The sequence below is a fragment of the Peribacillus alkalitolerans genome (assembly GCF_010882125.1).
GTDB classification, from domain to species: domain Bacteria; phylum Bacillota; class Bacilli; order Bacillales; family DSM-1321; genus Bacillus_BN; species Bacillus_BN alkalitolerans.
On record NZ_JAAGVZ010000026.1, the window covers coordinates 1 to 24,356 of the forward strand.

General features: G+C 36.9%; 26 protein-coding genes. 18 read left to right on the forward strand and 8 right to left on the reverse strand.

Features of this window, described 5'->3' with window-relative positions:
• On the forward strand, positions 1-702 hold a 702-nt coding region (locus tag G3O09_RS19555; RefSeq protein ID WP_163103126.1), incomplete at its 5' end, for a group II intron maturase-specific domain-containing protein.
• Between the two features lie 302 nt (positions 703-1,004).
• On the forward strand, positions 1,005-1,748 hold the full coding sequence (locus G3O09_RS19560; protein WP_163103127.1) for a DUF3993 domain-containing protein: 744 nt from the start codon (positions 1,005-1,007) through the stop codon (positions 1,746-1,748).
• 73 nt (positions 1,749-1,821) lie between these two features.
• On the opposite strand, the gene G3O09_RS19565 is transcribed toward G3O09_RS19560, so the two are convergent.
• The 3 genes from G3O09_RS19565 to G3O09_RS19575 all read right to left on the reverse strand — a co-directional run bounded on the left by G3O09_RS19565 (position 1,822) and on the right by G3O09_RS19575 (position 4,078).
• Entirely contained in the window at positions 1,822-2,367 is a 546-nt protein-coding gene (locus tag G3O09_RS19565; protein WP_163103128.1) for a GNAT family N-acetyltransferase, read from the reverse strand.
• A 211-nt stretch (positions 2,368-2,578) separates the two neighbouring features.
• Positions 2,579-2,812: a glutaredoxin family protein gene (locus G3O09_RS19570; protein WP_163103129.1), complete on the reverse strand. Its 234-nt coding sequence runs from the start codon at positions 2,810-2,812 to the stop codon at positions 2,579-2,581.
• Positions 2,813-3,121: 309 nt separating this feature from the next.
• Positions 3,122-4,078, reverse strand: coding sequence for an MBL fold metallo-hydrolase (locus G3O09_RS19575; RefSeq protein WP_205439687.1), 957 nt, complete (start codon positions 4,076-4,078; stop codon positions 3,122-3,124).
• 173 nt (positions 4,079-4,251) lie between these two features.
• Between G3O09_RS19575 and G3O09_RS19580 the strand changes: the two genes are divergently transcribed.
• From G3O09_RS19580 to cbpB, 3 genes are all read left to right on the forward strand, one after another.
• Positions 4,252-4,491, forward strand: coding sequence for a YkuJ family protein (locus tag G3O09_RS19580; RefSeq protein WP_163103131.1), 240 nt, complete (start codon positions 4,252-4,254; stop codon positions 4,489-4,491).
• 204 nt (positions 4,492-4,695) lie between these two features.
• The gene (locus tag G3O09_RS22825) at positions 4,696-4,821 is read left to right on the forward strand and encodes a hypothetical protein (RefSeq protein WP_275898343.1); all 126 of its coding nucleotides are present in this window, start codon (positions 4,696-4,698) and stop codon (positions 4,819-4,821) included.
• A 319-nt stretch (positions 4,822-5,140) separates the two neighbouring features.
• Positions 5,141-5,572: a cyclic-di-AMP-binding protein CbpB gene (cbpB, locus tag G3O09_RS19585; protein WP_163103132.1), complete on the forward strand. Its 432-nt coding sequence runs from the start codon at positions 5,141-5,143 to the stop codon at positions 5,570-5,572.
• A gap of 254 nt (positions 5,573-5,826) precedes the next feature.
• Here cbpB and G3O09_RS19590 read toward each other — a convergent pair whose 3' ends face one another.
• On the reverse strand, positions 5,827-6,567 hold the full coding sequence (locus tag G3O09_RS19590; protein ID WP_163103133.1) for a sulfite exporter TauE/SafE family protein: 741 nt from the start codon (positions 6,565-6,567) through the stop codon (positions 5,827-5,829).
• 112 nt (positions 6,568-6,679) lie between these two features.
• Between G3O09_RS19590 and G3O09_RS19595 the strand changes: the two genes are divergently transcribed.
• The 5 genes from G3O09_RS19595 (at position 6,680) to G3O09_RS19615 (ending at position 10,460) form a co-directional block, all read left to right on the forward strand.
• Complete coding sequence (locus tag G3O09_RS19595) at positions 6,680-7,552, forward strand: LysR family transcriptional regulator (protein WP_163103134.1); 873 nt, start codon at positions 6,680-6,682, stop codon at positions 7,550-7,552.
• A gap of 82 nt (positions 7,553-7,634) precedes the next feature.
• On the forward strand, positions 7,635-8,345 hold the full coding sequence (gene dapD / locus G3O09_RS19600) for a 2,3,4,5-tetrahydropyridine-2,6-dicarboxylate N-acetyltransferase (RefSeq protein WP_163103135.1): 711 nt from the start codon (positions 7,635-7,637) through the stop codon (positions 8,343-8,345).
• Positions 8,346-8,478: 133 nt separating this feature from the next.
• Positions 8,479-9,609: an N-acetyldiaminopimelate deacetylase gene (locus tag G3O09_RS19605; RefSeq protein WP_205439688.1), complete on the forward strand. Its 1,131-nt coding sequence runs from the start codon at positions 8,479-8,481 to the stop codon at positions 9,607-9,609.
• Positions 9,610-10,011: 402 nt separating this feature from the next.
• Entirely contained in the window at positions 10,012-10,182 is a 171-nt protein-coding gene (locus G3O09_RS19610) for a hypothetical protein (protein ID WP_163103136.1), read from the forward strand.
• Positions 10,179-10,460, forward strand: coding sequence for a hypothetical protein (locus G3O09_RS19615; protein ID WP_240338500.1), 282 nt, complete (start codon positions 10,179-10,181; stop codon positions 10,458-10,460). Before G3O09_RS19610 ends, G3O09_RS19615 begins: the two co-directional genes overlap by 4 nt.
• 90 nt (positions 10,461-10,550) lie before the next feature.
• On the opposite strand, the gene G3O09_RS19620 is transcribed toward G3O09_RS19615, so the two are convergent.
• Both G3O09_RS19620 and G3O09_RS19625 read right to left on the reverse strand, forming a co-directional pair.
• Positions 10,551-11,759, reverse strand: coding sequence for an MFS transporter (locus G3O09_RS19620; RefSeq protein WP_163103138.1), 1,209 nt, complete (start codon positions 11,757-11,759; stop codon positions 10,551-10,553).
• A gap of 28 nt (positions 11,760-11,787) precedes the next feature.
• Positions 11,788-12,198, reverse strand: coding sequence for a MarR family winged helix-turn-helix transcriptional regulator (locus G3O09_RS19625; protein WP_163103139.1), 411 nt, complete (start codon positions 12,196-12,198; stop codon positions 11,788-11,790).
• Between the two features lie 152 nt (positions 12,199-12,350).
• Between G3O09_RS19625 and G3O09_RS19630 the strand changes: the two genes are divergently transcribed.
• Positions 12,351-13,106, forward strand: a complete 756-nt coding sequence (locus G3O09_RS19630; RefSeq protein WP_163103140.1) for a DUF4931 domain-containing protein — start codon at positions 12,351-12,353, stop codon at positions 13,104-13,106.
• A 979-nt stretch (positions 13,107-14,085) separates the two neighbouring features.
• On the opposite strand, the gene G3O09_RS19635 is transcribed toward G3O09_RS19630, so the two are convergent.
• On the reverse strand, positions 14,086-14,931 hold the full coding sequence (locus G3O09_RS19635) for a mechanosensitive ion channel family protein (protein ID WP_275898344.1): 846 nt from the start codon (positions 14,929-14,931) through the stop codon (positions 14,086-14,088).
• Positions 14,932-15,043: 112 nt separating this feature from the next.
• The gene (locus G3O09_RS19640; RefSeq protein WP_163103142.1) at positions 15,044-15,202 is read right to left on the reverse strand and encodes a hypothetical protein; all 159 of its coding nucleotides are present in this window, start codon (positions 15,200-15,202) and stop codon (positions 15,044-15,046) included.
• A gap of 419 nt (positions 15,203-15,621) precedes the next feature.
• Between G3O09_RS19640 and G3O09_RS19645 the strand changes: the two genes are divergently transcribed.
• From G3O09_RS19645 to G3O09_RS19675, 7 genes are all read left to right on the forward strand, one after another.
• On the forward strand, positions 15,622-16,164 hold the full coding sequence (locus G3O09_RS19645) for a peroxiredoxin (RefSeq protein ID WP_163103143.1): 543 nt from the start codon (positions 15,622-15,624) through the stop codon (positions 16,162-16,164).
• 190 nt (positions 16,165-16,354) lie between these two features.
• The gene (locus tag G3O09_RS19650) at positions 16,355-16,810 is read left to right on the forward strand and encodes a redoxin domain-containing protein (RefSeq protein ID WP_163103144.1); all 456 of its coding nucleotides are present in this window, start codon (positions 16,355-16,357) and stop codon (positions 16,808-16,810) included.
• 518 nt (positions 16,811-17,328) lie between these two features.
• Entirely contained in the window at positions 17,329-19,080 is a 1,752-nt protein-coding gene (locus G3O09_RS19655; RefSeq protein WP_163103145.1) for an ABC transporter ATP-binding protein, read from the forward strand.
• A gap of 14 nt (positions 19,081-19,094) precedes the next feature.
• Positions 19,095-20,921, forward strand: a complete 1,827-nt coding sequence (locus G3O09_RS19660) for an ABC transporter ATP-binding protein (protein WP_205439689.1) — start codon at positions 19,095-19,097, stop codon at positions 20,919-20,921.
• Positions 20,922-21,143: 222 nt separating this feature from the next.
• Positions 21,144-22,496 carry a cytochrome ubiquinol oxidase subunit I gene (locus G3O09_RS19665; protein ID WP_163103163.1) on the forward strand — a complete coding sequence of 451 codons (1,353 nt, stop codon included), beginning with the start codon at positions 21,144-21,146 and terminating at the stop codon, positions 22,494-22,496.
• 19 nt (positions 22,497-22,515) lie between these two features.
• Positions 22,516-23,532 carry a cytochrome d ubiquinol oxidase subunit II gene (locus G3O09_RS19670; protein ID WP_163103146.1) on the forward strand — a complete coding sequence of 339 codons (1,017 nt, stop codon included), beginning with the start codon at positions 22,516-22,518 and terminating at the stop codon, positions 23,530-23,532.
• Positions 23,533-23,658: 126 nt separating this feature from the next.
• Positions 23,659-24,318 (forward strand): potassium channel family protein, encoded by a 660-nt coding sequence (locus G3O09_RS19675; protein WP_163103147.1) that lies wholly within the window; start codon positions 23,659-23,661, stop codon positions 24,316-24,318.
• Positions 24,319-24,356 lie beyond the last annotated feature (38 nt).

The window sequence follows — 24,356 nt, forward strand, 5'->3', positions numbered from 1 at the left end:
GTCACAGTAAATCGTGAAGGAACACCGCAAGGTGGTCCACTTAGTCCGTTATTAAGCAATATTATTCTAAACGAACTAGATCAAGAATTAGAAAAGAGAAGTCACCGATTTGTCAGATACGCAGATGATGCAAACATCTATGTGAAAAGTCTTAAGGCTGGAGAAAGGGTTAAACAAGGGGTCTCAGATTTCATTGAGAAGAAATTGAAACTCAAGGTGAATGAGGAGAAAAGTGCGGTGGGAAAGCCGATAGCACATATATTCTTAGGAGTGAGTTTCTATGGGAAGAAAACAAGAGTATTCGTGCCAAGGAAGACCAAGAAGAGATTCGAGGATAAGCTAAAGAAGCTTACCAATCGTAACTGGGGAGTCAGTATGGAGTACAGCATCTTAAAAATAAATCAACTCATCCAAGGATGGGGGAATTATTTTAAAGTCGGAGACATGAAGGGTTATGCCTTAAAGTGTGATAAACATACGAGACGCAGGTTGAGAGCGTGCCGATGGAAAGAGTGGAAGAAGGTAACCACCAAGTACAGAAACCTAAAGAAATTAGGAATCTCAAAAGAAGATGCATGGAAAAACGCCAATACCAGAAAAGGATATTGGCGTATGTCTAACAGTAAAACCTTAGATAGAGCCATGCATAATAACTATTGGAAGAATCTAGGACTAAAATCTATGTCTTTAGTAATTACATAAACTTTCGAACCGCCGTATACCGAACGGTACGTACGGTGGTGTGAGAGGTCGGCACGGTAACGTGCCTCCTACTCGATTTTTTTTTTTTTTTTTTTTTTTTTTTTTTTACCTAATTTTTTTCCTATCTGACGGTTTTCTACAGAATATTCTGGGTAATGAATAATATAGCTAATCATAACCTCGGAATTCTATAGAATTTGTCATGTCATGTATTTATTTAACGAATTGTTTTTATATTGAATGCAACTTGCGATTGATAAAATGGTAAGTACAAAACAAATTAAGGAAAAGGAGCTTGAACAATGGGAAAATATACGGCAAAAATACTATTATCTGCATCATTGTTACTTTACACGGGTTCTGTTGCCGGAGCAGAAACAATACATAGCGATGTATTTTCAAAGAAATCGGAAGTTAAAGCAACAAAACATGCAAATGCGAGTAGGGTAGAACTGTTTGAATTAATGGAAAAGGCTTTAGATAACCAACTTTCCTTTGGAGAAAAAACGTATTCCACAGAAGATATTAACACAATTATGAAACCCTATTTTAGTCAAAGATTTATTGGAAAATTCATTTCTGAAAATATGATCGAATTTGACAAGGGGCAGTTTGGGATATTAGGGTCGGATTTTGCTCCAAATATGATTCCTAATTTCTCTTATAACGAAAAGACAGAGGTAATAGAAGAAGATGAAAATGTTGTAGCCATTACTGAATACTTTGAAACAGTGGAGGATGCTCCTGTAACGTATAAAGGCCATAAAGAAGGAGTTAAATTGATAAAAGAAGCTGGGGTATGGAAAGTTGATGAAGTGAACTACGAGTGGAACAAGGACAAGATTAAAGAAGAGTTTTCATTTGAGGATGCTATCCTCCAAGAAGGAACTGAGTATGTAGAGACAGTTATTCCTTCAAAAAATGATGCTGTTACATTAACATCCTTTTTCAGTTGGAAACCATATCAAGTAGTTGTTGGGTCTACAGTAAGTGAAATTATTTCGGAGTGGGACCGTATTTTCTCACTAAAAACATGGCAGAAATAACGTAACACCCCATCCGTTTATTTGTTTGAACGAATGGGGTGTTACGTATTGGTGTCACATATCATAAATTAAATCATGCCTCCAAGACAACCTCTTCTTGCTCATTTTTCATATAAGCATAGAATAAATGTTTGTTGACAACAAACAGCCTATAGATATCTTCTTCTGCATTTATGCGCTTATATTCATCATGGAAAACCTCTTCTCCATCTAGAACATAAGACAGCTTTTCTATTGCTTTTATTGAGCGAAGGTTTGTTTTTCTTATTTTAACTAGTACATTTTCAATATCGTAATCACGGAACAATTCCTCGATAAACAATTCTTTCGCCATTTGATTATAACCCATACCATGAAACGGCTTTCCTAACCATGTAGCCAAGTAACCACTACGATCAATGATATCAAACAAGTTGATCGTTCCGACAGCCCTACCATATTCATCGGTTATGACACGGCTAATTAGGTTTCCATTTTCTTCAGCGTCCAGGATCGATTTCATCACAAACACATATTCATCAAATGTCTGTGCTTTTTCTCTAACGAATGGAAACACTTCTGGATGGGATAATAACTCGAACAGCACTGAGGAGTCGTGAATTTCCCTTTTTCTTAACAAATAACTATCCGCCCCTTTCCTATTTTTGTTTGAGGTAATTGATGCATTTTTTACACACAAAATTCACCCCAAGATCACTTGCTGCATATGTACTCAGCAATCCTAATAATAATCTATGGGGTTACTTTCTTTCAATAATTTTTTTGTTGTATTTTTAATGTTTTTTTTGGTAAAAACATGAGGAAAAAGTTTTATGAAAATATTAATGTGATTACAAGGAAAGTAGTTCTTCAATACGGGCTTGATCAAATCCTCTTACTACTTCTGACCCAATGATAATAGTAGGGGTTGAGAAGGATTGATATTTTGTAGTTAACTCTTTTCTTGCAGCTGCATTTTGTGAAATATTCTTTTCTACAAAGGGGATGCTATTTTCTTTAAAATAGTTCTTTGCAAATTCACAGGGGGGGCATTGAGGTTGTGAAAATAGAATGACTTCAGCCATAGGGTACACCTCTAATTTTGATGGATTTTGTTAAAATGTAGGGGAAGGAATCTTCACCATACTACTACTAATATTATAATAAAAAAACTTGGAAAAGGAGAGTAAAACGCATTAAATTTACAAAAAAAAAACAAACCGGACACAGGTGTGACCGGGCTTTAAATGATGTTTATTTTTCTTAAGGAATAGTAGAAATCATTAGATTGAAAACAAAAGCAGATTTGATATTGGGACTAGTATTTTGAACTGTATTTTGTGGATTTTGTAAGCATTTAGTCTTATTTCCGAACCTGGATTGGGACTAGGTATTTAGGATTGTTTTTTATGATAATAATCTACCAATCCCATGGCACAAACATGCAAATCAAGTTGTAAAATTTCATAAACTGGATGGTCAATCCTTACATACATTTTTTCTAAATGTGATTGAACTTTCTTCATCAGTAATTGATATACAGCTTGAGATTGATCTTCAAAAGTCCCCCCTAAATTTACTCCCTCTTCAGTAGCCTCAAGGAAAAGTGGAATCCAATGAGAGATTTGCTTATACACTTCTTCAGGATAGGATGTCATTCCAAAATGTCCAAAGAAAATGGAATTGACACCTAGTTCTTTATATAGATTTAAAGACTGTACCATTGCTTCAGGGTTAAATTGGTTAGGTGAAGTGGAAGGTAAATAAAGATCAATGTCATTCTGCTTCAATTCTTGATAATAAACTCCTGCTGTATCACCAGTGAAAATACCATTGGAAACATTGTCTAGTATGGAAAAATGATGGTTGGCATGTCCTGGTGTATCATAAAAAGTTAAAGTACGGGTTGGAGAAAGAAAAAGGGCTTCTCGATCTTTTTTTATGATGATCCTTGAATGTTCGATAGGTATGATCGGATCAAACAATCGATTAAAGTCATCTTTATAAACTGCACGCGCACCGGCAATCAAACGCGTTGGATCTTCTAAATGTCTTGCTCCATTTGAATGGACAATTATTTTTGCATTCGGACATTCCTTCAATAACAAACCAGCACCACCTGCATGGTCCAAATGGATATGAGTGACAATAAGATAGGATACTTGCTCTGGAGAAATGTGTAACTCACGTAAACCATCTAATATGTAAGGTACAGAAGGACTTGCTGAAGATTCAATTAAGGTGATATTTTGCTCGTCTCGTAAAACGTACGATCCTGTACGTTCTTTTCTTTGTAAATCGTGGCAATCAATTAGAAATATGTTATTACCTAAATCCTTAACAGCTTTCAAAATCATTCCCCCTGTTAGTTTCTAATTCCAATTTTATTTTATGTCTATACTATTCTATGTGTAAAGAAATAAGAGAAAAGATTCTGAATATACATTGTCATAGCAAAAGGATAAGAAAGTATGATATAGTGAATCCTATCGGATATAGGTTTCATTGAGAAAGGAGTGGGAGTATGTCGCAATTACAAGGCATCCTTACCAGATTAAAGAGTCTACAAGAACAAGCAAAGGAAACAGAAACAGCACAGCGTTTCTTTGAAGTGGACGGAGCAAAAATTTGTCAGGTTACATTCTTCAACAAAACAGATATGTTTGAACTGGAAGTATATAGTGAAAAAGGAAAGTCTTCCAAATATCAGTTTGATAACATTGATATGATTACAATTGAAATATTTGATTTGTTACAAGCATAAAAGTAGGAGTCCATTGGGACTCTTATTTTTTTGAGGGGAAATAGGCGTTGTTAATACTCCAATAAATAAAATCTTTAGGGTTTTCGTAAAGTTTGAGTGTAATTAACTTTTACTATCTGAGATGATTGTAGAGGAGGGTGCTTGACACCTCGAAAATGCTTTCGCATTTCCCTCGTGCGGAGTTCATTCGAGGAAGCTTATTGAATGTCCTACGGGAAAAAGTGGGAAGTGGGAGAACCCACAGGCGGTAACGCCGATGAGACTCCCATCCCTCACCGCGGAAAGCAAGTGCCTCTCGCTGCAATCAACGGACAAACTTTATATTCTTAATACAAAATAACCAATCTTTAATTGCCACATAACTGCTATAATATGAATATAATGGAAAAAGGTGGTAGGGGTTGTGCTTTATTTAATTTTGATTGTAATGTTTTTTGTTATGTTACTGATGCTTGCAGAAATAATTACACTAAAAAAAGAAGCTACTAAGACAAGAGAAACACTTGATGAAATATTTAATTTTCTGAGCCGTAAAACAAAAATGTAATCTAGTTTTAACCTTTATTGAGGGGGTAAGAAATACTTAACTGTGTTACTATAGATGGGTGAGAAATAATATCGTTACTTATTAAAGGTAAGGTGTTTAAATATGCTTAGTTTACACAATAATGAATTGTTATCATCTAAGATTAAAGAATTTATCATCCCTGCAGAACGCGTCGCTCATGTTCAGCTTGGAAACAATCTCGAGCATACTTTGTTAGTTCTTACAAAAAGTGGGTATACAGCAATCCCAGTTTTAGATCCTTTTTATAAACTACACGGCCTGATCAGTACACCAATGATTTTAGATTCAATTTTAGGGCTTACAAGAATAGAGTTTGAACAATTGGAGTATAAAAAAGTAACTGAAGTCATGAAAAGTGAGATTCCAAGGCTTTTATTGGAAGATGATATAAAAAAAGGATTAGAATTGCTAATTGATCATCCCTTCGTATGTGTCCAAAATGAAGAAGGGATCTTTGAAGGGATTTTGACAAGACGCGCAATTTTGCAGGAATTAAATAATTCAGTAGAATAACTTTTTTAAAAATGCTGAAGCAGAAAGTATCTTTTTGTACTTACTGCTTCAGCTTTTATTATTTTATCTTAAGGCTCTGTTAAACGGAGCTGTTGATTTCTGTTCCAGGCTCTCTCTTTCCGCAGGGCAGGCGGTGAGCCTCCTCAGTACACTGGGTCTGTGGGGTCTAACCTTTACAGCTGCTCCCGCAAGAGTCAAATGCTTTCCACTCCAATCAACTATGTGGATAAATCAACAATATGTTTTAGCAGAGCTTATCTAAAAGAAAGTACTTTCCAAAGCAATTGAAGAATAAGACAAACTGTCACTACATTCAGAAGCCACTTTAAATATTTAGTTGGTATTTTTGGTGCTAATCTAACAGCAGTTTGTGCTCCAATCAGAGATCCCAATGCAAAATATATAGCTACATGCCACTTTATGTCTCCATTCAGCCAAAATGGAAAAAATGCGGCAAAACAACTCAGGAAAGTTTGGAAGCGAGTATATGCGATTGCTTGAATATAGGAAGCTCCATTCCAAATAAAAGTATACATCAGCATAGTAGCCTGACCTGGTCCAAACATCCCGTCATATGTACTGATGCCATATAAAAATGGATAGGTTTTTGGTGAAGGACTCCAACCATCGACTCCATCTTGCTTCGGTTTCTTAATGAATGAGAGAATAAAGGCTCCACTTAATAAGAAGACCGCAATTAAACTCATCGTTTTATCCGATATCGAAGTGGCCAATAATCCACCTGTCAGTCCTCCCAGAAGTGCAATCGGAATTAATTTTATTGCTTCTTTTAGCTTTAATTCTTTCTTTTTAAGGAGAACATAAAAGCTGGAGAAAGAGCTAATCATATTTGAAAATTTTGCTGTGGCAATTGCACTATGAACAGGCACACCAAGTAGCATAAGGGAAGGCATACCAATAAGGCCTCCGCTTCCCGCAAGTGTCCCTATAAAAGCAACGATAAAACCTAAGAAGATTAATAACATGGCAGTCATTTCAAAAACCCCCTATATTTGACATTTTTATTGTATTGAATTACGTTCAATAATGAAATTACAATAAAATAATAAAATGTCATAAGAAATAATTATCAAGGGGTTTTTGCACGTGTCATTTTCTGAATATCAGTTACTTTCAGTCCTTGCCCAAGAAATGAATATGCGTAAGGCTGCAGAACGACTTTTTGTTTCTCAGCCTGCTCTTTCTCAAAGATTACAAACGATTGAAAAGGAGTGGCAAACAAAATTATTTGTTCGCTCACAAAAAGGACTTTCGTTAACCCCGGCTGGAGAATCAGTCGTTCGTTTTGCAAATGAAGTAATAGAAAAACGAGAAAAGGTAAGGGAAGAGATCCAAGCGATGGATTCGAAAGTATACGGTACATTACGAATTGCTTGTGCATCCATTGTAGGTCAAAACTGGCTGCCAAAGGTTTTAAAAGAGTTTGTAAGAAAGTATCCCCATGCCAAGATATCCTTGGTAACAGGCTGGAGCAGTGAAATATTAAAAGCTTTGTATGACGATCATGTGCATATTGGGATTGTAAGAGGACACTCCGATTGGAAAGGAGTAAAAAAACATTTATTCAATGACGGACTTTTTTTAGTGGATACTGAAATGAACAAGCTTGAGCAAGTTCTTGAAACGGATAGGCCGTTTATCCAATTCAAAAGTGATTCCAGTTACTATCAGGAAATTCAAGACTGGTGGCTTCGACAATTCCAAACCGCGCCTAAAAGGACAATCGTAGTCGATCAAATTGAAACATGTAAGCAAATGGCTTTCAATGGGATAGGATATGCCATTTTACCAGCCATCACCATTCAGGATACAGAAAAAAGTATTTACAAAATCCCACTTCTAGATGAACAAAATCATCCTATTGAACGCGATACTTGGCTCCTTGGATATGAAGCTGCTTTTGAATTAAAACAAGTTCAAGCTTTCGTAGAATTGGTCCAAGAATTCTTACCGAAGTAATAAGATTCGACATTTATCTTGTTTAACCCACTTTTGTTTGATAAAGTATGTCTATATAAAAATTATGAAGGGGGCCATTCTCATGAAAATGATGGATGCTCATGAAATTATTTCATTCATTGCAAACGCAAAAAAATCTACACCTGTTAAAGTATACATAAAAGGTGACCTTGAAGGCATCCATTTCGGAGAAACTACTAAGTCATTCATCACTGGCAACAGTGGAGTTGTTTTTGGAGAATGGGCTGAAATCAGTGAAGCGATCCAAGCTAATGAAAGTAAAATTGAAGATTATGTCGTGGAAAACGACCGTCGTAATTCTGCTATTCCTTTATTGGATATGAAAAACATCAAAGCTCGTATTGAGCCTGGTGCAATCATCCGCGACCAAGTAGAAATTGGTGACAATGCGGTAATCATGATGGGGGCTTCCATTAATATTGGAGCAGTAATCGGACCTGGTACTATGATCGATATGAACGCAGTACTTGGTGGGCGTGCTACAGTAGGAAGCAACTGTCATATTGGAGCAGGTAGTGTCCTTGCTGGTGTAATCGAGCCACCTTCTGCGAAACCGGTTGTCGTTGAAGACGACGTAATGATTGGTGCAAACGTTGTGGTACTTGAAGGTGTAACAGTAGGAAAAGGTTCTGTAGTAGGAGCTGGTGCAGTCGTAACACAAGATATCCCTCCATACTCTGTTGCTACGGGAATTCCTGCACGTGTAATCAAGCAAATTGATGACAAAACGAAATCAAAAACTGAAATAATGAAAGAACTTCGCCAACTATAAGGCGGCTATATTTTAAAGTGGGTGACTTCGGAAAAGGTCAAAATCTATTCAAAACGTAATTGTGTTGAATTGTAGGCTTTGACTTTTTCAATGAGTCACTCTTTTTATTTTTTAGAAAGAGAGGGGGAAAATAATGTCAATATCCCCATTTGTCAAAATCAGAAGAGATTTACATAAAATACCGGAACTTGGATTTCAAGAACATAAAACGCATGCCTATTTAATCCAATACATTCGTTCACTTCCACAAGATCGATTAGAAATACAAACCTGGAGAACGGGAATTCTCGTGAAAGTTAATGGGACGAATCCAACTAAAACAATAGGATATCGAACTGATATTGATGGTCTTCCCATAACGGAAGCAACGAATTTGCCTTTTCAATCAGAGCATGAAGGAAGAATGCATGCTTGTGGGCATGATCTTCACATGAGTATCGCCCTTGGTATACTCACGCATTTTGTCGAGAATTCGATTGATGACAATCTATTGTTCATTTTCCAGCCAGCAGAAGAAGGACCTGGTGGTGCAGAACCTATGCTGGCTTCAGAAGAAATGCAAACATGGATGCCAGACATGATAACTGCACTACATATAGCACCTGAATACAAGGTTGGAACGGTGGCGGTAAAAGAAGGCTTATTATTTGCGAATACTTCCGAGCTGTTTATTGATTTAAAAGGAAAAGGTGGACATGCTGCCTATCCACATAAAAGCAATGACATGGTAGTGGCAGCATGTCAGCTAGTCAATCAGCTACAGACCGTTATATCTAGAAATGTAGACCCTCTAGATTCTGCTGTCATAACAGTAGGTAAAATAACTGGCGGAACCGTCCAGAACATCATTGCTGAAAATGCTAGATTGGAAGGCACCATTCGGACTCTCTCGGTAGAATCTATGATCAAGGTAAAAGATCGAATCGAACAAATTGTAAAAGGGATAGAATATGGTTTTCAATGTGAAGCTTCCATTGACTATGGTGCTATGTATCATCAAGTATATAACGAATCGAACCTAACTCGAGAATTCATGAATTTCGTTGCAAGTCGTGATGACGTAGAATTATTCCAATGCAAAGAAGCGATGACTGGAGAAGACTTTGGCTTTATGCTAGAAAAAATACCTGGGTTTATGTTTTGGCTTGGAGCAGACTCCTCATATGGTTTGCATAATGCAGGACTGAATCCTAGTGAGGAAGCCATTGAATCTGCAATTAAACTGATGGTAGATTATTTTATATTTAAAGGAACTAACCAATGATTGCAAAGCTTGGATGATGATCCAAGCTTTTTTCGTTTCAAAAAAACCATATGGCAACTATTTTTGGAAAAATAGTTGCCATATTACGGGAATCGGAATAAAATAAACTAAACAGTCAGTTTAAAAAAGAGAGGAGGAGAAAATAATCTCCATCATTCTATCTATTCATCCTTTTGTAATTCATAAGCCTAAACTACAAATTGATAAATTTCCATTCAATGGCCATAGTACACAGCAATCAATCCTTTATCACAAGCTAAATCATAATCTCCATTTTTTTGAATCTCATAAGATGTAAATTTTTTTAAAGTTAAAATAGACTGTTTAGTCACCTTTAGGTAACGAAAACCCCAATTATTATTTCCATCGCCATTATTATACTTATAGGAGGAGGCAAAAATAATGAATCAATTACACAGTATGTTTAAAAAATTAACGGAAGCACATGGTGTGGTAGGACATGAAACAGAAGCTATGCAGATGATGAAAAATATACTCCAGGAATTCAAAAATCTGCTACAGCTTCGAAAATGGGAAAAGGACCGCAGATTGTTTTATACGATTCGAGTATGATATCGCATCCTGACCTTCGTGATTATGTCATTTGCATTGCAGAGGACAATAAAATACCGTTTCAATATGAAGCATTACCATTTGGCGGGACAGACGCAGGAAGTGTCCACAATTCAGGTGTTAGAACACCTTCATTAGCAATTACCATTGCAACTCGTTATATTCACAGTCACGCTGCCATTATACATGAAGATGATTTTACTTATACAGTGGATTTACTCGTGAAGATTCTTCAGCAACTCGATTGGGCAACTGTAAAAAAAATAAGGGGTTTCTAAAAAAGGGATACGAATATGGAATTAAAAGAAGTACTAAAGGACAAAAATCCAATCAAAAAAAATCCCAAGTATTGATTGGGATTTTTTTATTTATTGGGTAACAGTGGAATTTTCAGTTTGCGCTTTTTTACCATGTAATGTGTAGTAAATCAGAATTCCTAATAATACCAAAATGGATCCGTACAAATAAAGTGTACTTATTCCGACAGACGTTGCAACTACACCTACTAAAAATGAGCCAAGACCAAATCCGATATCAAAAATTGAAAAATAGGTTGCAGTTGCGACTCCTCTTCTTTTGGGTGAAGACATTTGTATCGCTATCGTTTGAAAGCTTGGTCCTAACGTTCCCCAACCTAATCCAATAAAAGCAGCTGCTAATAAGAAAATTGTAACACTATTAGCCAGGCTAAGTAAAAGCATTCCAATTGCAAAAATAATGATGGAAGGGTAGATGATTACATTAGCCCCATATTGATCGAACCATTTACCCGTAAAAGGTCTAGACAGTAAAAGCACTACTGCAAATACGACAAAGAAATAACTGCCAACTGTAGACATTTGTAGCTCCTTAGCATAAATCGAAATGAATGAAGCTACTGAAGAATATACTAGTGCGAAAATGGCCGCTACAACAGAAATATTCACAGAAGGCTTTTCGAAAAAACTACTTTGGGCTACTTGTGATGTATCAGTACTATATGGTTTATTTACAGGCTTAGAGTAATCAAACTCTTTTGGAATGGAAATAAAAAGACCTGTGAGAAAGGATAAAAAGCCAAATACTGCACTAATGGTGAACATGATAATATATCCCCACTGATGCATGATGGATAGACCTAAAAAAGGGCCAACTACCATTGCGAAATTATTGCTTAATGCAAAATAGCCCATTCCTTCACCTTTACGTGTTTCAGGAATAAGGGTAGCTACAATTCCACCTGCGCAAGTCGTTGAAGTACCAAAAGCTAAACCATGTAAAAAGCGAAGTAGTAATAATGAGCCAAAATTTTCTGGCACAAAATATAAGAGTGTAAATAAAAAGCTAAACAATATAGAAACCACGAAAAGTATATGCTTTCTGTCTGAACTAGCCCATTTACCGATGATTGGCCGGATCATAATGGCCGCAATCAAAAAAACGGAAATAAGCAAACCAATAGATGATTTTGATGCATGGAGCTCATCCATTGAATACAAAGGCAGTGTCACCATAAAGTAATAAAAAGAGGTAAACAAGAAAAAATTACTAAGTGATATATTGGTAAAGTTTCGAGTCCAAAGTTTTTCTTTAGTCATAAATATCTCTCCTGCTGTGTTTTGAACTTTAAAATTGGTTGTACCAAGCTATTAAAATGTGATGAAGGTCGTCTTTTTGCTGAGGGGTCAATTTTCCAAGTAACTGTTGATCATGAAGGTTTACTGCCTCCTCCCACAGTGGGTAAAGCTTCTTTGCCTCATCGGATAAGGTGATATATTTAGTCCGTTTATCACTGCCTGGTGTCTTTTTGATAAACCCTTGAGTCTCTAACCTTTGTAGCGTCCGTGTCATGGGAGGTGCTTCGACTGATAGATAGTCACATAATTCAGTCTGGGTCATACTCCCTTTATGTTTAAGGACATATAGGACAGAGAATTGAGCTGTAAAAAGTCCAAATGGTTGTAATACCTCATTTTTTTCCTTTGTTATTTTGCGGACTACTTGAAATAACGTATGAAATATATTGTTATTTTCCATTAAGTTACTCATCCTATCAATGAAAATTAGTTACCTAGGTAACTATATCTTGAAATCTAAGATTAATCAAATTTGAAGTGTTCAAAATAAGAAGTGGTGAAAGGAAATATGATAAAGTAAGAATATGAGAAGAATTAAAGGGGAAGAAGGATATGGAGAAACAGTTATTTTTTGAGCCATCTGTAGGAAGACAAAAACCTTCGACTATACATAATAAAGAAACTTCTTGTCCGTTTTGTGATGAGAATCAATTAGAAATAATCATTGATCGCAATGGTCCAATCATCTTAGTGGAGAATAAATATCAGACACTTCGTGATACCTATCAAACAGTATTGATTGAAGGAGGGGGATGTGATTCCGAACTCTCCGTTTATCCAAAAGAACATTTGTACAAGCTGTTTGAATTTGCGATGGAACATTGGAAAGGGTTTATCGAAAGTGGTAAATATGAAAGTGTATTAATGTTCAAGAATCATGGACCTTTATCAGGTGGGTCGATTGCACATCCGCATATGCAAATTGTAGGCCTCAACAAGGTGGATTACAGCATGAACATCCATGAGGAAGATTTCAAGGGTTATATTATAGACTCCAGGGAAGGGGTAGAATGGAATCTATCTTCTCATCCTCGGATGGGCTTTTATGAGTTGAATGTCGTAATATCCCAAAACGGAAAATTGGAGGCTTTTGCTGATTTTATTCAACAATCCGTTTATTACTTCTTAAGATTATTCAGATTTCCATGTAAAAGCTATAATCTGTTTTTCTATCAAATCGGTGGTTCTATTGCATGTAAAATTGTTCCGAGATACGTCACAACACCGTTATTTGTTGGCTATTCCATTCCACAAGTCCCAACTGATTTAGAGGAAGTGGTCAGTGACATTCAAAGTAATAGAAGTTAACAGAGGAAAGGGGAAGAACTAAAATGTTCTTCCCCTATTATCCGTAACACTAGTAAAAAGCGGATATCTTGCTAAGATGCATAAATCTTGAGTAAAAAGCGGAAATCACCGCTAAGGTGCACAAATCTTGAGTAATAAGCGGAAATCTCTGCTAAGATGCACAAATTTCGAGTAAAAAGCGGAAATCTCCGCTAGGATGCACAAATTCTGAGTAAAAAGCGGAAATCTCCGCTAAGATGCACAAATTCTGAGTAAAAAGCGGAAATCACCGCTAAGATGCACAAATTCTGAGTAAAAAGCGGAAATCTCCGCTAAGGTGCACAAATTGTGAGTAAAAAGCGGAAATCTCCGCTAAGGTGCACAAATTCTGAGTAAAAAGCGGAAATCACCGCTAAGATGCACAAATTCAGAGTAAAAAGCGGAAATCTCCGCTAAGATGCACAAATTTCGAGTAAAAAGCGGAAATCACCGCTAGGATGCACAAATTCTGAGTAAAAAGCGGAAATCTCCGCTAAGGTGCACAAATTATGATTAAAAAGCGGAAATCTCCGCCAAGATGCACAAATTCTGAGTAAAAAGCGGAAATCTCCGCTAAGGTGCACAAATTTCGAGTAAAAAGCGGAAATCTCCGCTAAGGTGCACAAATTATGAGTAAAAAGCGGAAATCTCCGCTAAGGTGCACAAATTTCGAGTAAAAAGCGGAAATCTCCGCTAAGATGCATAAATCGTGAGTAAAAAGCGGAAATCTCCGCTAAGGTGCACAAAATTTCGAGTAAAAAGCGGAAATCTCCGCTAAGATGCACAAATTCTGAGTAAAAAGCGGAAATCTCCGCTAAGATGCACAAATTCTGAGTAAAAAGCGGAAATCTCCGCTAAGGTGCACAAATTCTGAGTAAAGAGCGGAAATCTCCGCTAAGATGCACAAATTCTGAGTAAAAAGCGGAAATCTCCGCTAAGGTGCAATAAGCACATAATTAACTTATTTACCTTCTGAAGAAATTTTTAAGTACCTATGGATTTTTTCATGAAGAGCTTTCTTTAATTGGGCTTCCACAATACTTTGTTCTCCGTTTTTTACTTTTGCGATTACTCGAAGGACCACTTCGCTGGTGCCATATGTTTGAACTCCTAAAACTCTTGGCCCCTCCATAATGGAATGATTGTCTTTTGAAATCTCATTACAAATCTCTTGGATTTCTGAAATTGCGACATCAAGATTGTCAGAAGCGGGGACTGTAATGTCTACTAGCGCTCTCATGTTTCCCCTGGAATGATTGCTTAAGGTTGTAATGGTACGATTAGGAATGTAATGGAGTGTCCCGTTAAATCCTCTAACCAAAGCAGTTCTTAAGCCTACCTCTTCCACAATTCCTTCAAAATTCCCAATGGTCACATAATCGCCGACATCCATTTGTCTTTCTAGCAAGATGAAAAATCCAGTCACAACGTCACTCACCAGTCCCTGTGCACCAAAACCGATGGCCAGTCCAACCACTCCAGCCCCAGCTAGGATCGCGGTTGCTTGGATTCCGAATAATTGAAGGACTGTTACGACAAGAAAGAATATAAGGACATAACCTATAATATTTTTCGTTAGGCTTTCTAATGTTTTTGCTCTTGAGACTGAAATCCCTTTCCTTTGATTCACTCTAGAAAATGCTCGTTCTGTCAATTTATGTCCTAATCCACGTACAATGATAAACCCTATATAAATCGCCACAATCTGTAACAGGATTTTTCCACTCTTAAGTAAGATACTGGACCAAGCAATATTCTTTATACTAGTACTAATGTCAATCCAGCCTAGTTGTACTATGTCTATCAATATTTTCCCCTCCATAAAATCAACTAGTCAAAAGTGTAATATAAGAACACTGATGCTTCAAGCATAGGAAAGGAACTTCATTCGTAAGACCCATGGGTAGTGGGACCTGAGCTTAATTGATCTTATCTTTTGCCTCTTTCAACGCAGCTTTTATCAATTCAATATCAGTAATGATTGATTGTTTAAGTTCATCATCTTTGCATGCTTTATATTCACATTTTAATTTAGTTAATTCATTTAAAAACAATTTATTTTCATAGGAATCTAACATGGAAAATACCTCCGTTCGGTATATATGACCCATTTATTAAAAGTTGGATTTTTCCCTTGGGTTACCTTGCAAATTACCATAATTATTATGGACAGTATTTATTTAAAGTATGAATGTACAAAGGAATGCAAATCATTTTGTACAAAAAATAATCAATGGTACACTATGATAGATATGAAATAATTCCACATTCTGGACAGGGATAGGTTGATATCGAACTGGCAATACTTTTACAGTGCGGAAAAATCAATACACGAAGCAAGTAGTTATTATTTATATTTAATATTTAATTATATTTATTTTAATCAAATATTGACGGTTATATTGGACAAAGATATAATGATTAATGTGAATTGCGAGTAATTGAGAATCAATAATACTTTTTCTCAATTAATAAATAATTAATTGGAGGGATTTTCATGCCAGAACGTATGGTAGGTAAACAAGCACCTCGTTTCGAGATGGATGCTGTATTAACAAATAAACAATTCGGAAAGGTTAGCCTTGAAGAAAACATGAAAAACGGAAAGTGGACAGTTCTTTTCTTCTATCCAATGGATTTCACTTTCGTTTGCCCAACAGAAATTACAGCATTATCTGACCGCCACGATGAATTCGAAGATTTAGATGCAGATGTAATCGGAGTATCTACTGATACAATCCATACCCACTTAGCTTGGATCAACACAGATCGTAAAGAAAACGGTCTTGGAGATTTGAAATATTCATTAGCAGCTGATACAAACCATGTTGTATCTCGTGAATATGGCGTTTTAATTGAAGAGGAAGGTATCGCTTTACGTGGTCTTTTCATCATCAATCCAGAAGGCGAATTAATGTATTCTGTTGTTAACCACAACAATATCGGTCGTGACGTAGATGAAACTCTTCGTGTACTTCAAGCTCTTCAAACAGGTGCTCTTTGCCCTGCTAACTGGAGACCTGGCCAAAAAACTCTTTAATCCTAAAATTAGGACAAGCAATGAGATAAAACTGTAATAATTTTTTGTTATTGTTAGTAGAGGGTGACTCAAAAGCTGAGCGGACTAGAACCCATATAGTGTGTGTATTATCTTACATACCCTAGGAGTGAATGGACGCTATCTTTTATGAGTCATCCTCTTTATTCATCTAAAAAGGTGGCGGGAATAAATGAAATTACGTGAGCAAATGCCTGAATTGACAGGCGCTACTGAATGGTTGAATGGTCAAGTTACAAAAGAAGAACTAATTGGCGAAAAACCAACTTTAATCCATTTTTGGTCTATTAGTTGCTACTTATGTAAGGAAGCAATGCCGCAGGTCAATGAATTTCGTGATCAATATAAAGATAAGTTGAATGTCATTGCCGTGCATATGCCAAGGTCTGAAGATGATGTGAATATGGATGAAATCAAAAAAGTGGCGGCAGACCATGATATTATTCAACCAATCTTCGTTGACAATGAATTGAAATTGACTGATGCATTTGAAAATCAATACGTTCCTGCTTATTATGTTTTTGATAAGACAGGTGCACTAAGACATTTCCAAGCTGGTGGAAGTGGAATGAAGATGTTAGAAAAGCGTGTCAATCGTGTTCTCGACGAAAACGAAAAAGCTGAATAATATTTACAAGAGACTGGAATTCAAATATGGATTCCAGTCTTTTTTTGCAGTTTTCGAAAAGTTTATTGATTTTTTGGTGTGAAATTTACTTTAACCATCTGAGTTGATTGTAGCGGAGATTACCTGACTCTTCGAAAATCCATTCGCATTTCCTTCGTGGGTGTTTATTCGAGGAAGCTTATTCAATGTCCTGCTGGGAAGAAAGGGAAGTGGGAGACCCCACAGGCGGAAACGACGAGGAGGCTCCCATCCCTCCCCGCGGAAGCAAGTGCCTCACGTTAGGACAAACATTTTAGGTTAAAAACAGCAATCAATGAGAAAAGAGCCTTTTTTTCACTTTTCAATAGACAAATTAATAGTCCGGAAAAATTTCAACTGAGCACGAACGCATAGATTTTTAATGAAATCATAAATTTTCAAAAAAATAAAAATTTTTTAATAAATAGGTAGAAATTTATTTCGAATGTCGATATATTTATAGATACGCACTTTACTTTTCCTTGCACAGGAGGATAAAAATGGAAACTTTTAAGAAGCTGAAGGGGTTTTATTGGCCTTATAAGTCGTACTTTTTTACATCATTATTTTTCTTATTGATAATGACAACCATTACGCTTATTTATCCAATCATTTTACAGCTAACGATTGATGAGGTCATTTTAGAAGGAGAGTATGGATTAGTTCCATATTTAGCATTTGGATTCATTGGATTAATGGCTATTAAAGGAATTGCAGTTTATATTAACCAATATACAGGGGATATGTTTGGAATCACGGCTGTTTATAAGCTTCGTAATTCCTTATATGAGAAGCTACAATATTTATCGTTTAAGTATTATGACAATGCAAAGACAGGGGATTTAATGTCCAGACTTACCGCGGATGTGGAAGGTTTTCGTTTCTTCCTATCCTTTGGGATTTCGGAACTCATCCGCTTCGTTTTATTGATATCCATCAGTTTTGGCATTATGTTTTACTATTCAATTCCGTTAACCTTAGTGACTATGGCATCCCTTCCTTTTTTGGCAGTTATCGTTTACAAATTTGAAAAAGTGGCACATCCAGCATTTAGGGGAATCAGGAAATCCTTTGGGAAACTGAATACCAATGTCCAGGAAAATATAAGTGGGATCAATACGGTAAAATCATTATCGAGAGAAGAATTTGAAATTGGGAAATTCAATTCATCCAACGGGAATTACAAAGAAAAATACATATTCACTTCAAATTTATGGGCAAAGTTTTTCCCTTTGATGGACTTAATGGGGAACCTATCTGTCGTTTTCTTGTTATCATTTGGGGGTTATTTAGTTATAAACGGTAGTTTGAAGCCAGGAGAACTGGTCGCCTTCTATAGCTTAGTATGGTACATTATTTGGCCGATTGCGAACCTTGGGTACGTAATCAATCTTTTCTCCCAATCAAAAGCTTCAGGGGAGAGATTGTTAGAAATATTAGAGGAAGAAAAAGAAATAAAGCAAATTGAGAATCCGATTGATGTAAACCGCCTAAAAGGTGAGGTAGAATTCAAGCAGGTCACTCTTTCCTATACTGAAGAAGATGAATCTGCACTACAGGATGTAAGCTTCCATCTTACGCCTGGAAAAACAATCGGATTGATAGGTTCGACCGGTAGCGGTAAAACGTCAATCACCCAATTAATCACACGTTTTTATGAACCAGAGGTAGGGGAAATCCTTGTGGATGGCAGAGACATTAAAGAATATTCTTTGCCTTCATTAAGAAGGAACATCGGCTTTGTGCTTCAAGAATCGTTCCTATTCTCCTCATCAATAAAAGCAAACATTTCCTATGGACGCCCAGATGCAACGATGGAGGAAATTATGGAAGCCGCTAAGCGGGCACAGGCACATGAGTTTATTATGGAACTACCTGAAGGCTATAATACGATGCTAGGTGAAAGAGGATTAGGACTTTCAGGTGGGCAAAAGCAAAGAATTGCGATTGCAAGAGCGATATGCCTAAATCCGAGTATCTTGATTCTCGATGATGCAACAAGTGCAGTTGACATGGAAACTGAACATAATATCCAAAAAGCTTTGCGTGAAGTAATGGACGGAAGAAGCAGCATCATTATCGCTCATCGTATTTCTTCATTAAAGTATGCTGACGAAATCATTGTACTAGACCAAGGAAAAGTTGTGGAACGAGGAGTCCATCAAGAATTGATTTCAAATGGTGGATTGTATCAAAGAATCTATGAAATCCAGTATAAAGACTCTAGACTATTACAATCACAAACTCAATGAAAGGAGGGCTCATAATGAAAATCCAACCACAAAAAACCAATCAAAATGTAAGAGAAAGGTTTCATTATTCAACTGATCAGGTGATAGAAAAACCATTCAACTGGAAGCAAATGTCACGTCTATTGAGTTACATGAAACCTTATACGAAAACATTGCTGCCGTTATCGATCTTCACCGTAATAATCACAACGGCAATTCGTCTCTTAATACCGGTTCTAATAGGGGTGTATACAATAGATAAGGCAATCATGGATAAGAATACCGACTTATTGATGAAATTAGTTATGCTAATCGCTGGGCTTTATGTCGTTTTTTATGTGGCAAACGTCTACAGGATTAAATGGATGAACGTACTGGGCCAAAGCATCATTTATGACTTACGGAAGCATCTATTCACACACGTACAGACTTTATCGCATAGATTCTTTGATCAACGTTCAGCCGGCTCCATTCTTGTTAGAATCATGAATGATATCAACTCATTGCAAGAGCTCTTCACGAATGGTGTCATCAACCTATTAATGGATATTGTGATGTTAATAGGTATTATTGTGATCTTATTCTCCTTAAGTCCAGAGCTGACAATTGCAGCGATGATCATCCTACCGATCATGTTTTTTATTTCAACAACTCTACGAAAAAATATCCGTAGAAGCTGGCAGCTTGTTCGTCTAAAACAATCTAAGCTGAATTCTCATCTAAATGAAAGTATCCAGGGAATCAGGGTGACACAATCCTTTACACAGGAAAAAGAGAATATGGCCTTCTTTGATGGCATTAACTATGAAAGCTTTGACAGCTGGAAGGTGGCATCCAAAAAGAATGCAATGTTCCGTCCCTTTGTTGATATGACCAATGCCATAGGTACGGCAGTATTAATTTGGTACGGAGCACATTTAATCCAACAAGAAACCATAGACATCGGTGTATTTGTCTCTTTTGCCTTTTATCTTGGAATGTTTTGGGAACCTATTTCTCGTGTCGGCATGATATATAATCAATTACTGATGGGAATGGCTTCATCCGAAAGGATTTTTGAATTTCTTGATGAAAAGCCGATTGTTTCAGAGAAAAGTGATTCTGTCAGCATTCATGAGATGAAAGGGAAAATCGATTTTGAAGGAGTCGAGTTTTCTTATGATGATAAACGGAAGGCACTTAGAGGAGTCTCACTTGGAATAAATGCAGGCCAAACTATTGCCCTTGTAGGACACACGGGTTCTGGAAAAACCACCATCGCTAATCTTATTAGCCGTTTTTATGACGCCACTGCAGGTTCCGTGAAAATCGATGGAATTGATGTTAAAGACCTCACCTTATCAAGCTTGAGGGGGAATATTAGCATCGTTCTGCAAGAGACATTCATTTTTTCTGGGACCATCATGGAAAACATTCGTTTTGGGCGTCCTGATGCCAGTGATGAAGAAGTTATAGAAGCGGCCAAGGCGGTTGTGGCGCATGAATTTATTTCAAGGTTACAGGATGGTTACTTTACTGAGGTTGAAGAGAGAGGGAATGTCCTTTCCGTAGGTGAACGTCAATTATTATCCTTTGCTCGTGCTTTGCTTGCGAATCCGCGAATCTTGATTTTGGATGAAGCTACCGCAAGCATAGATACAGAAACAGAATTGAAGATTCAAGAAGCATTGAAAACCTTACTAAATGGTAGAACTTCTATCATTATCGCTCATCGATTATCAACGATACGAGAATGCGATAATATTTTTGTCCTTGAGAATGGATTAATCAAAGAACTTGGTAATCATGCAGACCTAATGGATCAAAAAGGGGAATACTACGGTTTAGTAATGGCACAATTCGAAATGCAAAATGCAGGCTAAATAAGGTTAATAATCCGATAGCAATCAGAAGTGATTATCTATCGGATTATTTTTTTTGATATCAAACCTTGCTATGGATATGTTTATTTTCTTGTGTTCACAATACTTTCATAAACCTTTGTGAAATTCGTCACAAATGATACACACAAAAGAAGTTTATTAGATTTATACTATGTGTATAGTGATATATCGATAAAAAAGGCAAAAGGGGGAGAGTCTATGATGGAATTAGATAGCGTCATTTTAAGCAGGATGTTAACGAGTATGACTCTTGCTTTCCATATTATCTTTGCCACAATTGGTGTAGGAGTCCCAGTCATGATTTCTATAGCGGAATTTATCGGGATTAAAAAGAATGATCCGTATTACACTCTTTTAGCTAGAAGATGGGCGCGAGGATTCACCATCACTGTGGCAGTAGGTGTTGTGACAGGGACCGCAATCGGTCTCCAACTTTCCATGCTTTGGCCAAGCTTTATGCAAGTTGCCGGAAAGGTCATAAGCTTGCCACTTTTCATGGAGACGTTCGCATTTTTCTTTGAGGCTATTTTCTTAGGAATCTACTTATATACATGGGACCGATTTAAAAATCCGATGATTCACTGGCTGATCACGATTCCTGTAATGATTGGTTCTTCGGCTTCCGCGTTGTTCATCACAACTGTAAATGCATTTATGAATACTCCGCAAGGCTTTGATCTTGTTGATGGTGTAGTAACGAATATTGATCCGTTAGCAGCAATGTTTAACCCAGCTACCCCAAGCAAGGTCTTTCACGTATTAACCTCTGCATATATGACCTCTGCTTTTGTATTGGCTGCCATAGCTGCCTTTGCAATGTTAAGGGGGAAAAGAGGGATATATGAGAAAAAGGCATTGAAGCTAACGTTGATCGCTGGCTTCATCTTTTCAGCTGGGACAGCCCTGGCTGGGGATATTTCTGCAAAATTTTTAGCAGAAGTACAACCGGAAAAACTTGCAGCGGCTGAATGGCATTTTGAGACAGATGAAGGAGCGGACTTAATTCTGTTTGGTACTCTGGATGACAATAATGTGGTTCATAATGAAATAAGAATACCTAAAGCGTTAAGCTTCTTGGCAGGTAACAATTTTGAACATGAAGTAATTGGCTTAAATGAGACACCAGAACATTTGAGACCACCTTTATGGATTCATTATTTGTTTGATTTAATGGTAATGATCGGGATGTACTCGATGGGATTATCCCTATTGTTCATCATTCTATCTAAATGGAAAAGGTTTGATCCATACAATAATAAGCTCTTACTCTGGGGTGTGGTTGCATCAGGACCACTAGCCATGTTGGCCATTGAATTGGGTTGGATTTTTGCTGAGGTTGGTAGACAGCCTTGGATTTTAAGAGGTTATATGACAGTGGCTGAAGGGGCTACAAAAGCGAATACAGTTGGAATCACTTTTGTCCTATTCTTCATTGTCTATGTGATATTAGCTGTCGTATGTTCCATTGTATTAATAAAGATGTTCAAAAATAAACCGGCTGCTGTTGAACTTGAGCAGCGCTATTCAGAATTTATCGGGACAAACAAGGATTAACGAAAGTGGGTGATCGTTAGTGGAAATCCAGGTACTTGGAATTACCGTCCTTTGGATATTTTTATACGGATATTTAATAGTTGCTTCTGTCGACTTTGGGGCTGGCTTTTTTGCCTATTATGGAAGGTTGACCAAGAAGGACCATATTATTAGTCATATTATCAGTCGATATCTTTCACCTGTATGGGAAGTTACAAATGTGTTTTTTGTATTCTTCTTTGTAGGATTGATTGGCTTTTTCCCTGATACTGCCTATTACTATGGGACGTCCCTTTTACTTCCAGGTAGTATTGCATTAATCTTATTAGCAATCCGGGGTTCGTTTTATGCATTTGGAAATTATGGTTCAAAGGATAATAAGTTTTATCTATTTCTCTATGGAGCAACCGGGCTATTAATCCCAGCTGCATTATCGACTGCTTTGACGATTTCAGAGGGTGGCTTTATTGAGAAAAGGGGAGACCAAGTCGTTTTCTTGGCAGAAAATCTTATGACTAGTCCATATTCATGGAGCGTCGTTTTCCTATCCATCGTATCTGTTTTGTTTATCAGTGCATCATTCTTGACGTTTTATGCCTACCGTGCTAATGACGTAGCGGCAATGGAGCTATTAAGGAAATTTGCTCTATTTTGGAGCCCTCCGACCATATTAGCGAGCTTGCTAGTATTCGTCTCCTTACGCGAACATAATCTGCGACACTTTGAAAATATGTTGGAATTATGGTGGATGTTTGGTTTATCCTTGCTTTGTTTCTTTGGGGCCACGTATCTCATTTACAATCGAAAAGCTTTAGGATCTGCATTCATATTAGTGATGCTACAGTTTTTCTTCGCCTTTTTTGGGTATGGAGCAGGTCATTTACCATATATATTAGATCCGTACATCACCATCTATACTGGGTACACGGATGAAACGATGGGGATAACGCTTGTAGTAGTTTTCATTGCTGGATTATTTCTCTTAATCCCATCTTTGTTATTACTGATGAAATTGTTCCTGTTTGATGCCGATTATGTTAAAGGGTTAAAAAAATAAGAAGGTAAGCCCAGTCTATCTAAGTAAGATAGACTGTTTTTTTCCAATTTCATATTTGTTCGAGTCCATTTGAATATGATAGAATATGAGCATACTTTTTGATTTAACCTTTTGGAGGACATAAATGTGAAAAAGGAATTTGCGGTCATTGGTTTAGGACGCTTCGGTGGGAGTATTTGCAGGACTTTGGCAGAACAAGGCATGGAAGTGTTAGCCATTGATAATGATGAAGATCGTGTAAATGAATTTGCCATGATTGCATCCCACGCAGTAGTTGGGGATACAACTGATGAGACGGTATTAAAAAGCTTGGGAATCCGTAATTTTGACCATGTAATTGTTGCAATTGGGGATAACATCCAAGCAAGTATTTTAACCACATTGATGTTAAAGGAACTTGGGGTTAATAGGATTACCGTAAAAGCTCAAAATGATTATCATGAAAAAGTTTTACGTAAAATCGGAGCGGACCATGTGGTACATCCCGAACGTGACATGGGTAGAAGAATTGCTCATAATGTAGTATCCAATAATGTTCTGGATTATTTGGAACTTTCAGACGAACACTCCATCGTGGAAATTGTAGCAAGTAAAAAAATGGATGGAAGCACATTAATTGATCTTGATATCCGTGCAAAATATGGTATCAATATTGTTGCCATCAAACGTGGGCAGGATATCATGGTTTCACCACAAGCCAATGAATCAATCCGTGAAGGGGATATTTTAATCGTCATCGGAGCAGATCAAGATATTAACCGTTTTGAGAAAAAGATAGTAGAGTAATCGAAAGAGGTCCAGCGCAATGCGCTGGACCTTAGTTA